Here is a 13,518-nt window from a genome sequence, read left to right as displayed (position 1 = left end):
TTCCGCTAAGATAGTGATATCAGGGCGTGGCCCTTAAGGAAGGCCCCGCCCAAAACCCAAGGAAAAAGGAGAATCGCTATGAAAAAGAAGGTACTTGCACTGTCCCTTTCCGCAGCGATGGTGTTCAGCCTGGCCGCCTGTGGCAGCGGCACGGGTGACACCCAGCAGAGCGCGGCTCCCAGCGCTGAGCAGAGCGCTGCCGTCGGCAACGAGGGCACCACGGTTGCCAACAAGGATAAGCCCCTGGTGTGGTTCAACCGCCAGCCCTCCAACAGCACCACCGGCGAGCTGGACATGAACGCCCTGTCCTTCAACGAGGACACCTACTATGTGGGCTTCGACGCCAACCAGGGCGCCGAGCTGCAGGGCACCATGATCAAGGAGTACATCGAGAAGGCCATTGCCGACGGCGTTGAGATCGACCGCAACGGCGACGGCGTCATCGGCTACGTGCTGGCCATCGGCGACATCGGCCACAACGACTCCATCGCCCGTACCCGCGGCGTCCGCGCCGCTCTGAACACCGCCGTGGAGAAGGACGGCGCCATCGACAGCACCCCTGTGGGCACCAACGTGGACGGCACCTCCGCCTATGTGCAGGACGGCACCCTGGAGATCAACGGCACGACCTATACCGTGCGTGAGCTGGCCTCTCAGGAGATGAAGAACTCCGCCGGCGCCACCTGGGACGCCGCCACCGCCGGCAACGCCATCGGCACCTGGGCTTCCTCCTTCGGCGATCAGATCGACATCGTGGCCTCCAACAACGACGGCATGGGCATGTCCATGTTCAACGCCTGGTCCAAGGCCAACGGCGTGCCCACCTTCGGTTATGACGCCAACTCCGACGCCGTTGCCGCTATCGCGGAAGGTTACGGCGGCACCATCAGCCAGCACGCCGACGTGCAGGCCTACCTGACCCTGCGGGTGCTGCGCAACGCTCTGGACGGCGTGGATATCGACACCGGTATCGGTACCGCTGACGAGGCTGGCAACGTGCTGAGCGAGGATGTGTTCTACTATGACGAGGCCTCCCGCTCCTACTACGCCCTGAACGTGGCTGTTACCGCTGAGAACTACGAGGAGTTCCTGGACTCCACCGTTCCCTACGGTCCTGTTTCCAACCAGCTGGACGCCACCGAGCATCCCACCAAGAACGTGTGGCTGAACATCTACAACGCCGCTGATAACTTCCTGAGCGCCACCTATCAGCCCCTGCTGCAGAAGTATGACGACCTGCTGAACCTGAACGTGGAGTACATCGGCGGCGACGGCCAGACCGAGTCCAACATCACCAACCGCCTGGGCAACCCCAGCGCCTATGACGCCTTCGCCATCAACATGGTGAAGACCGACAACGCCGCCTCCTACACCGGCATTCTGAGCCAGTAAGATGGGGCGGGACCTGAAGAGGTCCGTTAAAAAGTAACCGTATGCTGTCAGGGAGAAGGAATTCTCCGTTGAGGAGGAGGAATTCTCTGAGCGGGCGAAGGACTTCTCCCTGGCGGCATTTATCATGAAAAATCCGGCAGAATCAGATTTTCGCTGAAACTGCTAATTATGCATGAACGGAGTAACGAGAATGGCAGACGCGAAAAATGATATTGTCCTGTCAATCCGCGGCATGAGCAAGTCCTTTGGCCGGAACCGGGTGCTGGACCACATCAATCTGGATGTGAAGCGGGGCACGGTCATGGGGCTGATGGGCGAAAATGGTGCCGGTAAGTCGACGATGATGAAGTGCCTGTTCGGCACCTACCAGAAGGACGAGGGGAAGATCTACTTAAACGGCAAGGAGATCAGCTTTTCCGGGCCCAAGGACGCTCTGGAAAATGGGATCGCCATGGTGCACCAGGAGCTGAACCAGTGCCTGGAGCGCAACGTGATCGACAACCTGTTCCTGGGTCGATTCCCCACCAATTCCGTGGGCGTTGTTGACGAAGGCAGGATGAAGAAGAAAGCTTCCGAACTGTTCCGCAAGCTGGGCATGACGGTGAACCTGACCCAGCCCATGCGGAATATGTCCGTTTCCCAGCGGCAGATGTGTGAGATTGCCAAAGCAATTTCCTACAACTCTCAGGTAATCGTTCTGGACGAGCCCACTTCCTCTCTGACGGTACAGGAAGTGGACAAGCTCTTTGAAATGATGCGGATGCTGAAGGAGCAGGGCATTTCGCTCATTTACATCTCCCACAAGATGGATGAGATCTTCGAGATCTGCGATGAGATCTCCGTGCTTCGGGACGGCAATCTGGTTATGACCAAGAATGCCAAGGACACCAACATGAACGAGCTGATCACCGCCATGGTGGGCCGTTCTCTGGAGAGCCGGTTCCCGCCGGTGGACAACCAGCCGGGAGAGCCCATCCTGTCCGTCCAGCACCTCTCCACCAAATATGCCCCCCATCTGCAGGACATCACCTTTGATGTGAGGGAGGGGGAGATCTTTGGCCTGTACGGTCTGGTGGGCGCCGGCCGTACCGAGCTGCTGGAGACCATATTCGGCGTACGCACCCGAGCGGCAGGTCGTGTCTATTTCAAAAACCGCCTCATGAATTTCAACAACGCCAAGGAGGCCATTGAGCACGGTTTTGCCATGATCACCGAAGAGCGCAAGGCCAACGGCCTGTTCCTCAAGTGTGACCTCACCTTTAATACCACCATCGCCAATCTGGGGCAGTACAAGGCTGGCGTGGCCCTCTCCACGCCCAAGATGGTCAAGGCCACCAACAAGGAGATCAAGATCATGCATACCAAGTGCATGGGTCCTGACGATATGATTACCAGCCTCTCCGGCGGCAACCAGCAGAAGGTGATTTTCGGCAAATGGCTGGAGCGGGAGCCCCAGGTATTCATGATGGATGAGCCTACCCGCGGCATCGACGTAGGCGCGAAGTATGAGATTTACGATCTGATCATCCAGATGGCCAAACAGGGGAAGACGATTATCGTTGTCTCCTCTGAGATGCCTGAGATTCTGGGCATCACCAACCGCATCGGCGTCATGTCCAACGGGCATCTCTCCGGTATTGTGAACACCAAAGAGACCAATCAGGAAGAGCTTTTGCGGCTTAGCGCAAAATACCTGTAGTAGGAGAAAAGGCTTATGGTATCAGAAAACACGAAAATTCTTACGGCTGAGCAGGAAGCAAAGCTCCTCCAGCCCATCGACGAATATGTCGGCGGCATCCAGGCCAAGATCAATGAACTGCGTGCGGACGGCACCGACAAGGTCATTGAGATTCAGAACACCATTGACGGCCTGAAGCGGGATCGGATCTACACCCAGCAGGAGAAGGAAAAGCGGATTGCCCAGCTCAGAAGCGAGCTGGACAAGGCCAAGGCGGTGGAGGCCCAGAACAAGGAGCTGGTCTCCAAGCTGATTGCCGACGCCGAGAGCTATCTGAAGGCGCACTATGACACGGACTACTATCAGTCGGTGGCGGCCAGCTGCCGGGAAGAAAAAGTCCTGGCCGAGCAGAACTACCGCGCGTCGGTGGAGCGGCTCAACAAGGAGCGCCAGGAGACGGTGACCAAGCTGAGCGACCCGCATGAGATCAAGGACGAGAAGTACGTCCACAAGAACCGGCTGTTTGACGCCAAGATGAAGCGGGCCAAGGACCTGCAGGAGGTAAAGGACCGGCAGCACGCCGCCTTTGACCACAAGTATCATCTCATCGACCTGCTGCGCATGTCCAAGTTCACCTTCGGCGAGTCCATGGCGCAGAAGTGGGAGAACTACAAGTACACCTTTAACCGCCGGGATTTCCTGCTGAAAAACGGCCTGTACATTGCCATTGTCATCATCTTTATCGCTCTGTGTATCATTACCCCCATTGTGAAGAACATGCCGCTGCTGACGGTGAACAACGTGCTGAACATCCTGCAGCAGGCTTCCCCCAGAATGTTCCTGGCGCTGGGCGTGGCGGGCCTGATCCTGCTGGCCGGCACCGACCTGTCCATCGGCCGTATGGTGGGCATGGGCATGACGGCGGCTACCATTATCATGCACCAGGGTATCAATACCGGCTCTGTATTCGGCCATATCTTTGACTTTACCGGTGTGCCGGTCATCGGCCGGGTGTTCCTGGCTCTGTTGGTGTGCATCGTGCTGTGCACCATCTTCACTACCATCGCGGGCTTCTTCACGGCAAAGTTCAAGATGCATCCCTTTATCTCCACCATGGCCAACATGCTGGTGATCTTCGGCCTGGTGACCTATTCCACCAAGGGCGTCTCCTTTGGCGCCATTGACTCCACCATTCCCAGCATGATCATCCCCCGCATCAACAACTTCCCCACCATCATCCTGTGGGCGGTAGCGGCGGTCATCGTGGTGTGGTTCATCTGGAACAAGACCACCTTTGGCAAGAACCTGTACGCCGTGGGCGGCAACCCTGAAGCGGCCTCCGTCTCCGGCATCTCGGTGTTCTGGGTTACGGTAGGCGCCTTCGTCATGGCCGGTATCCTGTACGGCTTCGGCTCCTGGCTGGAGTGCCTGCGTATGTTCGGCTCTGGCTCCGCCGCTTACGGCCAGGGCTGGGAGATGGACGCCATCGCGGCCTGCGTGGTGGGTGGTATCTCCTTCACTGGCGGTATCGGCAAGATCTCTGGCGTTGTGGTGGGCGTGTTCATCTTCACCGCCCTGACCTACTCCCTGACCACGCTGGGTATCGACACCAACCTGCAGTTCGTGTTCTCCGGCATCATCATTCTGGTTGCCGTTATGCTGGACTGCCTGAAATACGTACAGAAGAAGTAAGCCTTCCTTTTAAGAAGCGGAAAGCCGCTGCAAGGCGAACGCGGATAACCCGCCAGCTTTGCAGCGGCTTTATTTGTAGTTGGAATAGTATAGGGATTATGCTATGATAGAGCAAGGAAATTCCGGGCGGCTGACGCCGCCTAGGGAGAAAAGGGGAGAATTGCGCGATGGAAAAATTAGGCGCTGTGCGGAGTGCGGTGGCGGATGGGGCGCTGGACGGAGCGCTGACCGGCCTGATGTGCGGAGATTTGGACACGGCCCGGCGGCGGGTAGCGGAATTGCTGGATGGATTCCAGCGTAGCTTTGGAGCGGGCGAGGATACTCCCATCACCCTGTGCTCCGCCCCCGGCCGCACGGAGATCTGCGGCAACCATACCGATCATCAGCACGGCCGGGTGCTGGCGGCGGCAGTCAATCTGGACTTTTTGGCCTGTGCGTCCCTGAACGGTACCAACACCATCCGCTTCCAGTCCCAGGGCTGGCCCATGGTGGAGGTGGCGCTGGATACCCTGGAGCCCAGGGAAGAGGAGCGGGAGAGCACCGCGGCTCTGGTGCGGGGCATGGCGGCTCAGGCGGTGGAGAAGGGCTACCCGGTGGCGGGCTTTGATGTGTTTGCCACCTCTGAGGTGCTGCCCGGCTCCGGCCTGTCCTCCTCGGCGGCCTGCGAAGTGCTGCTGGGCGTGGTGGAAAACAACCTGTTCTGCCGGGACGAGCTGGACCCGGTGACCATTGCCCAGATGGGCCAGCGGGCGGAGAATGTGTATTTTGGAAAACCCAGTGGGCTGATGGATCAGACCGCCTCCTCGGTGGGAGGCGCGGTGGCTATCGACTTTGCCGACCCCGCCGCCCCGGTGGTGCGCCGCATGGCGGTGGACCTGAACAAAGAGGGATATGCCCTGTGTATCATTGATTCCGGCGCCAGCCACGCCGACCTGACGGCCGAGTACGCCGCGGTGCCCCAGGAGATGGGGGCGGTGGCCGCCTATTTTGGGAAAAAGGTGCTGCGCGAGGTGGAGGAGGGTCAGGTGCTGGAGGCCATGCCCCAGCTGCGGAAGGCGGTGGGGGACCGGGCGGTGCTCCGGGCTCTGCACTTCTTTGCCGACGACAAGCGGGTGGGGGAAGAGGCCGACGCCCTTGACAAGGGGGACTTTGCCACCTTCCTGTCCCTGGTAAACGAGTCCGGCCGGTCCTCCTGGGAGCTGCTGCAGGACATCACGCCCGCCGGCGCGGTGCGGGAGCAGGCCATGGCGGTGGCTCTGGCTGTGGCGGAGCGGGCGCTGGAGGGCAAGGGGGCCTGCCGGGTCCACGGCGGCGGCTTTGCCGGTACCATTCAGGCCTTCGTTCCCCTGGATCGCCTGGCCCGATTCCGGGAGCGTGTGGAACAGACCCTGGGGGCGGGCAGCTGCCATGTGCTGTCCATCCGCCCGGTGGGCGGAACGGTCCTTTGGGGCTGAAAATCTGACTGTATGATGGGAAAGGAGCGCATCTGAATAACAATGGCGATTCTGGTATTGGGCGGAGCCGGCTATATCGGCTCCCATACAGTGTATGAACTGATCGACGCGGGCCGGGAGGTAGTGGTGGCCGACAACCTGCAGACCGGCTTCCGGGCCGCCGTCCACCCCAAGGCCAAGTTCTATCAGCTGGATATCCGGGACCGGGGCGCGCTGGATACCCTGTTCCAAGCGGAGCAGATCGAGGGCGTCATCCACTTTGCCGCCTCCTCCCAGGTGAAGGAGTCCATGTCCGATCCGCTGAAGTATTATGACAATAATCTCTATGGTACCATGGTGCTCCTCCAGTCTATGGTAGCCCATGGGGTGAACAAGATCGTCTTTTCCTCTACGGCCGCCACCTACGGCGAGCCTGAGCGGGTGCCCATTCTGGAGGACGACCGCACGGTGCCCACCAACTGCTACGGCCAGACCAAGCTGGCTATGGAGCACATGATGGGCTGGGTGTCCCAGGCTCATGGCCTGAAGTATGTGGCTCTGCGCTATTTCAACGCCTGCGGCGCCCATGCCTCCGGCCAGATCGGCGAGGCCCACAATCCTGAGACCCACCTGATTCCCATTATCCTCCAGGTGCCTCTGGGACAGCGGGAGGCGGTGAACGTATTTGGCGAGGATTACCCCACCAAGGACGGCACCTGCATCCGGGATTACATCCACGTCACCGACCTGGCCCAGGCCCATATCCTGGCGCTGGATTACCTGCTGAAGGGCGGGGACAATGATGTGTTCAACCTGGGCAACGGGGTGGGCTTCACGGTGAAGGAGGTCATTGACGTGGCCCGGTCCGTGACCGGACACCCCATTCCCGCCCATATGGCCCCCCGTCGGGCGGGAGATCCGGCCCAGCTGATTGCCTCCTCGGAGAAGGCGGTAAAGGTGCTGGGCTGGAAGCCGCAGTACAACGACCTGAATACTATCGTAGCTTCCGCCTGGGCCTGGCATAAAAGCCATCCCAACGGTTTTGAGGAGGGTTGAGTATGGAACGAGATCAGGCCATTGCCAAGCTGGTGTCCTATGCGCTGGATAAGGAACTGCTCCAGCCGTCGGAGGCGATTTGGGGCGTCAATGTTCTGCTGGAGGCCCTAGAGCTGGACGGCTGCACCCTGCCGGAGACCCTTCCCCCTGTGGAGGAGGGAGAGCTGCCCGAGATACTGGACGCTTTGCTGGACGACGCGGCGGAGCGGGGCGTGCTGACTGAGAACACCATTACCTATCGGGATCTGCTGGATACCAAGCTGATGGGGGTGCTCACCCCCCGGCCCGCCCAGGTGATTGAGAAATTCCAGACACTGTACCAGGAGGACCCGCAAAAGGCCACCGACTGGTACTATCAATTCAGCCAGGATACCAACTACATCCGCCGGGACCGGATCGCCAAGGACGTACAGTGGAAGGCATCCACCGAGTATGGCGAATTGGACATCACCATCAACCTGTCCAAGCCGGAAAAGGACCCCAAGGCCATCGCGGCGGCCCGGAATCTGCCCGCCTCTGCCTATCCCCGGTGTCTGCTGTGCGCGGAGAATGAGGGGTATGCCGGCCGGGTAAACCACCCCGCCCGGCAGAACCACCGCGTTGTTCCCATTTCCATCAACGGTTCTCCCTGGTTTTTGCAGTATTCCCCCTATGTGTACTATAACGAGCACTGCATCTGCTTCAATAAAGTTCACACGCCCATGAAGATCGACCGGGCCTGCTTTGGCAAGCTGCTGGACTTTGTGGGCCAGTTCCCCCACTACTTTGTGGGTTCCAACGCCGATCTGCCCATCGTGGGCGGCTCTATTCTGGCCCACGACCATTTCCAGGGCGGACGGTATACCTTTGCCATGGAAAAGGCCCCGGTGGAGACCGAGTTTACCTTCCCCGGCTATACAGATGTAAAGGCGGGGATTGTGAAATGGCCCATGTCGGTGGTGCGGCTGACCTGCGCCGACCCGGAGCGGCTGGTGGACCTGGCCGACCGGATCCTGCTGAGCTGGCGGGGCTATACTGACGAGAGCGCCATGGTTCTGGCCGAGACCGATGGGGAGCCCCATAACACCATTACCCCCATTGCCCGGCGGCGGGGGGCGGATTATGAGCTGGACCTGGTGCTCCGCAACAACCTGACGACGCCGGAGCATCCCCTGGGGCTCTACCACCCCCATGCAGAACTCCATCACATCAAGAAGGAAAACATCGGCCTGATCGAGGTGATGGGTCTGGCGGTGCTGCCCGCCCGGCTGAAAACAGAGCTGGCTGCGGTAGCGGACAAGCTGGTCAGGGGAGAGGACCTGAGAGGGGACCCCCTGACAGAGGCCCACGCCGATTGGGCGGAGGGATTTCGGGGCAAGTACAGCCTGACGGCGGAAAATGCCTTGGATATCGTGTATCAGGAGACCGGGCTGGTCTTTGCCAAGGTGCTGGAGCATTCCGGCGTGTATGCCCGCACTCCGGCGGGGCAGGAGGCCTTCCTCCGGTTTTTGAGGCAGGTGTGAGATATGGCGGAACTGATCTGGCAGCCCTTCGGGATGACCGCCGACCAGCGGGAGGTGGGACTGTGGACCCTCCAGGCCGGGCGGTATGCCGCCCAGGTGCTGACCTACGGCGGCATTCTTCGCTCGTTTACCGTTCCCGCCGGAGAGGAGACCCGGGACATCGTGCTGGGGTGCGAAACCCTGGCACAGTACGAGGCTCAGGACAAGTATCTGGGCGCGCTGGTGGGGCGGGTGGCCAACCGGATCGGCGGGGCATGCTTTGAGCTGAACGGCAAGCGCTATCCGCTGGCGGCCAACAACGGCCCCAATTGTCTCCATGGAGGCGTCCACGGCTTCAATGAAGCGGTATGGGAGGCCCGGGAGGAAAATGGTACGTTGGTGCTCACCCATGTGAGCCCTGATGGGGAGGAGGGTTTTCCGGGCAGGCTGGATGTGCGGGTGACCTATACCCTCACTGCCGACGGAGTGCTTACGGTGGATTATCAGGCCAAGAGCGACGCCAATACCCTGTGCAATCTGACCAACCACAGCTACTTCAATCTGCTGGGCCATGCCTGCGGCGCCCTGGAGGGGCAGCGTATCCAGGTGTGGGCGGATGCCATTACGGAGACGGATGAGAACAGCACGCCTACCGGAACGCTTCTCTCCGTGGAGGGCACACCCTTCGATCTGCGCCAGCCGGTAGAATTTCTCCGGGGTTTGGCGATGGAGCATCCGCAGCTGACTTTGGGCAACGGATACGATCACAATTTTGTGCTCTGCCGTCAGCCCCGTTCCCCCATGCGGCTGGCTGCCCGGGTTACCGGCGGCGGGCTGTGCCTGGAGTGCTTTACCACCCAGCCCGGCCTGCAGCTCTATACCGCCAATTATCTGGACGGCACTCCTGGCAAGGGCGGCGCCTCTTACGGCCCCCGGTCGGCTTTCTGCCTGGAAACGCAGGCCTGGCCGGATGCGGTACATCACCCCAATTTCCCCTCCGCGGTGCTTTCTGCCGGGGAGAGCTATCATCATACCACCGCCTATCGGGTCACAGCGGTGTAAACAGACGAAAAGACGGCCCCATCCTCCATGGATGGGGCCGTCTTGTTCTGTTTATAAGGTAGTCAGCAGGCCTTGGCAGCCCTCCAGCACGTCCAGCCAGGTGGTTTCAAAATCTCCAGTGTACCATGGGTCGGCCACCTCGCCCGGCCGGGCGGTATAATCCATCAGCAGATGGAGCTTCTGCTCCCGGTCCTCCGGAAACATACGGTGCATGTTGCGCAGATTGGCGTGATCCATGCCGATGAGTAGATCCCAGCGGGTATAGTCCGCTTTGGTAAGCTGCCGGGCGGTCTTTCCGGAACAGTCGATTCCATGCTGGGCCAGCTTGCGCCGGGCGGGGGGATAAACGGGATTTCCGAGCTCCTCAGAGCTGGTAGCGGCGGAGGCGATCTCAAATTCCGCCTGGCGGCCGGCTTTCTTTACCAGGTCCTTCATTACAAATTCCGCCATAGGGCTGCGGCAGATGTTGCCGTGACACACAAACAGGATTTTTGTCATCTCTTTCTTCCTTCCAAGGCTATCAAGGATTGATGTCATCATAGATTGTAACATATTCAGCCTGCCGTTTAAACATAAATTCCATGCAAAACGAGGGCGGGCTTTCCGGAGGAAAACCCGTCCTCGTTGTTTGAGGGCAGCTGATTTACTTGGTGCCGAAGATCCGGTCGCCGGCATCGCCCAGGCCGGGAACGATATAGCCGTGTTCGTTGAGCTTCTCGTCCAGCGCGGCGCAGTAGATGTCCACGTCGGGGTGGTCATGATGGACCCGCTCAATGCCCTCGGGGGCGGCGATAATGTTCATCAGCTTGATGTGCTTGACCTCATAGTTCTTGATGAACTGGATGGCGGCGGAGGCGGAGCCGCCGGTGGCCAGCATGGGATCCAGGATAATAACCTCACGCTCGGCGATGTCGTTGGGCATCTTGCAGTAGTATTCCACCGGCTCCAGGGTGTCGGGATCCCGATACAGGCCGATATGTCCCACCTTGGCGGAGGGGATCAGGGTCAAGATACCATCCACCATGCCCAGGCCAGCCCGGAGCACGGGCACGATGGCCAGCTTCTTGCCGGCAATGCTCTTGAATTTACCGGTACAGATGGGGGTCTTGATCTCCACGTCCTCGGTGGGCAGATCCCGGGTGGCCTCATAACACATGAGGGTGGCGATCTCAGAGACCACCTGCCGGAAATCCTTGACACCGGTGTTCTCATCCCGGAGGATGGTCAGCTTGTGCTGCAGCAGCGGATGATCCAGAATGTGTACTTTTTCCATATCCATGACACGATTCCCCTTCACTTTTCTTGTTCTTTCGCCAGCCGCTCCCGTTCAGCCTGGGAAAGCCGGTGATAATTGGGCGTAAGACCCGATGCGTCGGTCAATTCCCCCCGCCGGGCCAGCTCCAGGGCGCACCGGGCCACACCCCATGCGCTCTGGAATTGGAGGTGGGGAGGCGCCAGCCGGACGTCCAGCCCCAGTTCCTTGAGGGTAGTATAGCATAAAACAGCGCCGTCTCCAACCAGTATTTGCGGATTTCCGCTCTTTTTTAATTCGTCCGCCAGCTCCTCCAGGGAAATGGCCCGGTCCGGGGTCAGTCGGGTGAGGGCGGCGCCGTCGCTGGCAAAGCGGGCGTTGTAGACCTGATGCCGCCGGGCGTCCATCACGGCGCAGATCTCTCCGCCGGTGTGGGCCAGATTCCAGGCCATGGACTCCAGGGTGGAGCAGGCGGCGCAGCGCTTGCCAGCGGGCCAGGCCAGTCCCTTGGCGGCGGCCACGCCGATGCGCAGCCCGGTAAAGGAGCCGGGTCCGGCGGCCACAGCGATAAGCTCCACCTCATCCAGGCTGATCCCGCACCCGGAGAGCAGATTGACGGTCATGGGCATCAGGGTGACCGAGTGGGTGAGCCCGTTGTTCTGATAGGACTGAGCGATGAGCTTCTCATCCTCGCACAGCGCCACCGAGCAGGCGGTGGCAGAGGACTCCAGGGCCAGGATCTTCATGTGTCGGCACCTCCCGTAATGGTAATAACACGCTGGTCGTCGCTGTCTCCCCGGCGGATATCCACCCGGATCACATCCCCCTCCAGCGCATCGTCGATGATTTCGCTCCACTCTACCGCGCACACGCCGCCCCGGGCCAGATAATCCTCCCATCCGATATCAAAGAGCTCCTCTGAGGAGCCCAGGCGGTACATATCAAAGTGGAACAGGGGCAGACGCCCACCCTCGTATTCGTTGACGATAGTAAAAGTGGGGCTGGTTACCCGCTCCTCCACGCCCAGGCCCCGGGCCAGTCCACGGGTAAAGGCGGTTTTGCCGGCGCCCAGGTCGCCGGTGAAGGCGACAATAGAGCCGGGGGCCAGCCGGGCCGCCAGCTGTGCGCCCAGTTCCTCGGTCTCCGCCGGGGAATTGGAGATAACTTCCATACAGCACCTCAATTGTAAAGAATCGCTTAATTATTATAACACAGCCGTTTACCAAACGCAAAAAAGATGGTAAACTAAAATGGCTTCTGTGAGAAAGGGGGCGGAGCATTGTCCTGGTTTACCGATTCCATCCGGGCGTTTCTTGACCGGGGCGACCGGCTGCTGCTGGCCTTCTGTCTGGCGGCCAGCGGATACGGTTTGGTTTTGATCTACAGTGCCACCCGCTATCTGGAGACCAACCGCAATATGATTGTCCAGGCGGTGGCCATCCTGTTGGGTATACTGGTTTATGTGCTGATGTCCTCGGTGGACATTGAGCTTTTTACAGAAAAATCCTGGAAATGGATGCTGGCGTTCAACCTGGTGGTCAACCTCCTGGTGCGCACGCCGCTGGGTGTTGAGGCGGGCGGCAACCGCAGCTGGATCAGCATTCCGGGCTTCCCGGTGAACATCCAGCCGGCGGAGGTGGCCAAGCTGACCTTTGTGCTGCTGTTGGCCTGGCAGATCAACAAGCTGAGGGAGAAGGGAATCAGCCGGTCGTCGGCGGTGTTTCAGATCGCCGGGCACACGCTGTTTATGTTTGCTGTCATCGCGGTCACGTCGGGAGATTTCGGCATGGGCCTGACCTATCTGTTCATTTTTGTGGTCATGGCCTGGACGGGAGGAGTAAAAAAACGCTGGTTCCTGCTGGCGGCGGCGGTGTGCGTCGTTGGTATCGTACTCATCTGGCCCCATGTCAGCGATATGTATTTCATGAAGCGGTTTACCGTAGTCATCGACCACATTCTGGGGAATCCGGATACCATTTATGAGCAGACGCAGGATGTGGGCTGGCAGCAGACCCGGAGCATCATGGCCATCGGCAGCGGCGGCCTCACCGGTATGGGATATCTCCAGGGCATCCAGACCCAGAGCAGCTACAAGCAGGCCCTGCCTGCCCGGGAGACGGACGAGATCTTCGCCGTATGCGGGGAGGAGTTCGGCCTGATCGGCTGCTGCCTGCTGCTGTTGATGCTGGCGCTTATCATTCTGCGGTGCGTCTGGGTGGCCCGGCGGGCCTGCTCTCACCAGAGCGCCCTGATCGCCATGGGCTACGCCGGTATGCTGCTGGCCCAGGTGGGAGTCAATGTGGGAATGTGCCTGTATATCTTCCCGGTGGTGGGCCTGACGCTGCCCTTTATCAGCTATGGCGGCTCCTCCATTGTCACCATGTTTGCGGCCATGGGGATCGTATCGGGCATCAAAATGCGGTCCCTGCCCAGCTGGCTGCGGGACAGAAATCAGCTGTAAGTCCCTATCTT

The 13,518-nt window shown here is 60.0% G+C and carries 12 protein-coding genes; 8 read left to right on the top strand and 4 right to left on the bottom strand.

The window, feature by feature from the left end:
* Window positions 1-78 precede the first annotated feature (78 nt).
* The 7 genes from B5F88_RS05745 to B5F88_RS05715 all read left to right on the top strand — a co-directional run bounded on the left by B5F88_RS05745 (window position 79) and on the right by B5F88_RS05715 (window position 9,794).
* On the top strand, window positions 79-1,392 hold the full coding sequence (locus B5F88_RS05745; RefSeq protein ID WP_087342776.1) for a substrate-binding domain-containing protein: 1,314 nt from the start codon (window positions 79-81) through the stop codon (window positions 1,390-1,392).
* Window positions 1,393-1,582: 190 nt separating this feature from the next.
* Window positions 1,583-3,091 (top strand): sugar ABC transporter ATP-binding protein, encoded by a 1,509-nt coding sequence (locus B5F88_RS05740; protein WP_087342773.1) that lies wholly within the window; start codon window positions 1,583-1,585, stop codon window positions 3,089-3,091.
* A 15-nt stretch (window positions 3,092-3,106) separates the two neighbouring features.
* Window positions 3,107-4,762, top strand: a complete 1,656-nt coding sequence (locus B5F88_RS05735; RefSeq protein ID WP_087342770.1) for a galactoside ABC transporter permease — start codon at window positions 3,107-3,109, stop codon at window positions 4,760-4,762.
* A 167-nt stretch (window positions 4,763-4,929) separates the two neighbouring features.
* Entirely contained in the window at window positions 4,930-6,216 is a 1,287-nt protein-coding gene (locus tag B5F88_RS21740) for a galactokinase family protein (RefSeq protein WP_087342767.1), read from the top strand.
* 42 nt (window positions 6,217-6,258) lie between these two features.
* Complete coding sequence (galE, locus tag B5F88_RS05725) at window positions 6,259-7,251, top strand: UDP-glucose 4-epimerase GalE (RefSeq protein ID WP_087342764.1); 993 nt, start codon at window positions 6,259-6,261, stop codon at window positions 7,249-7,251.
* A gap of 2 nt (window positions 7,252-7,253) precedes the next feature.
* Window positions 7,254-8,753 carry a UDP-glucose--hexose-1-phosphate uridylyltransferase gene (gene galT, locus B5F88_RS05720; RefSeq protein WP_087342761.1) on the top strand — a complete coding sequence of 500 codons (1,500 nt, stop codon included), beginning with the start codon at window positions 7,254-7,256 and terminating at the stop codon, window positions 8,751-8,753.
* 3 nt (window positions 8,754-8,756) lie between these two features.
* Window positions 8,757-9,794 (top strand): aldose epimerase family protein, encoded by a 1,038-nt coding sequence (locus B5F88_RS05715; protein WP_087342759.1) that lies wholly within the window; start codon window positions 8,757-8,759, stop codon window positions 9,792-9,794.
* Window positions 9,795-9,845: 51 nt separating this feature from the next.
* On the opposite strand, the gene B5F88_RS05710 is transcribed toward B5F88_RS05715, so the two are convergent.
* The 4 genes from B5F88_RS05710 to tsaE form a co-directional block, all read right to left on the bottom strand.
* Window positions 9,846-10,292 carry a low molecular weight protein-tyrosine-phosphatase gene (locus B5F88_RS05710; protein WP_087342756.1) on the bottom strand — a complete coding sequence of 149 codons (447 nt, stop codon included), beginning with the start codon at window positions 10,290-10,292 and terminating at the stop codon, window positions 9,846-9,848.
* Window positions 10,293-10,437: 145 nt separating this feature from the next.
* Complete coding sequence (gene upp / locus B5F88_RS05705) at window positions 10,438-11,067, bottom strand: uracil phosphoribosyltransferase (RefSeq protein ID WP_087342854.1); 630 nt, start codon at window positions 11,065-11,067, stop codon at window positions 10,438-10,440.
* A gap of 20 nt (window positions 11,068-11,087) precedes the next feature.
* On the bottom strand, window positions 11,088-11,792 hold the full coding sequence (tsaB, locus tag B5F88_RS05700; RefSeq protein ID WP_087342754.1) for a tRNA (adenosine(37)-N6)-threonylcarbamoyltransferase complex dimerization subunit type 1 TsaB: 705 nt from the start codon (window positions 11,790-11,792) through the stop codon (window positions 11,088-11,090).
* On the bottom strand, window positions 11,789-12,217 hold the full coding sequence (gene tsaE / locus B5F88_RS05695; RefSeq protein ID WP_087342751.1) for a tRNA (adenosine(37)-N6)-threonylcarbamoyltransferase complex ATPase subunit type 1 TsaE: 429 nt from the start codon (window positions 12,215-12,217) through the stop codon (window positions 11,789-11,791). The genes tsaB and tsaE overlap by 4 nt, the downstream gene beginning before the upstream one ends.
* 108 nt (window positions 12,218-12,325) lie before the next feature.
* On the opposite strand from tsaE, the gene B5F88_RS05690 reads away from it, so the two are divergent.
* Window positions 12,326-13,507 carry an FtsW/RodA/SpoVE family cell cycle protein gene (locus B5F88_RS05690; protein ID WP_087342748.1) on the top strand — a complete coding sequence of 394 codons (1,182 nt, stop codon included), beginning with the start codon at window positions 12,326-12,328 and terminating at the stop codon, window positions 13,505-13,507.
* Window positions 13,508-13,518 lie beyond the last annotated feature (11 nt).

Source organism: Flavonifractor sp. An306 (genome assembly GCF_002159455.1).
Taxonomy (GTDB): domain Bacteria; phylum Bacillota; class Clostridia; order Oscillospirales; family Oscillospiraceae; genus Flavonifractor.
Note: the sequence above shows the minus strand (reverse complement) of the source record. Positions and strands in the feature narration are given on the sequence as shown.

Bases quoted from the DNA above. Each gene is read 5' to 3' on its own strand.
- B5F88_RS05740 (WP_087342773.1), top strand. From the start codon at position 1,583: ATGGCAGACGCGAAAAATGATATTGTCCTGTCAATCCGCGGCATGAGC.
- galE (WP_087342764.1), top strand. From the start codon at position 6,259: ATGGCGATTCTGGTATTGGGCGGAGCCGGCTATATCGGCTCCCATACA.
- galT (WP_087342761.1), top strand. From the start codon at position 7,254: ATGGAACGAGATCAGGCCATTGCCAAGCTGGTGTCCTATGCGCTGGAT.
- B5F88_RS05735 (WP_087342770.1), top strand. From the start codon at position 3,107: ATGGTATCAGAAAACACGAAAATTCTTACGGCTGAGCAGGAAGCAAAG.
- tsaB (WP_087342754.1), bottom strand. From the start codon at position 11,792: ATGAAGATCCTGGCCCTGGAGTCCTCTGCCACCGCCTGCTCGGTGGCG.
- upp (WP_087342854.1), bottom strand. From the start codon at position 11,067: ATGGAAAAAGTACACATTCTGGATCATCCGCTGCTGCAGCACAAGCTG.
- B5F88_RS05710 (WP_087342756.1), bottom strand. From the start codon at position 10,292: ATGACAAAAATCCTGTTTGTGTGTCACGGCAACATCTGCCGCAGCCCT.
- B5F88_RS05745 (WP_087342776.1), top strand. From the start codon at position 79: ATGAAAAAGAAGGTACTTGCACTGTCCCTTTCCGCAGCGATGGTGTTC.
- tsaE (WP_087342751.1), bottom strand. From the start codon at position 12,217: ATGGAAGTTATCTCCAATTCCCCGGCGGAGACCGAGGAACTGGGCGCA.
- B5F88_RS05715 (WP_087342759.1), top strand. From the start codon at position 8,757: ATGGCGGAACTGATCTGGCAGCCCTTCGGGATGACCGCCGACCAGCGG.
- B5F88_RS21740 (WP_087342767.1), top strand. From the start codon at position 4,930: ATGGAAAAATTAGGCGCTGTGCGGAGTGCGGTGGCGGATGGGGCGCTG.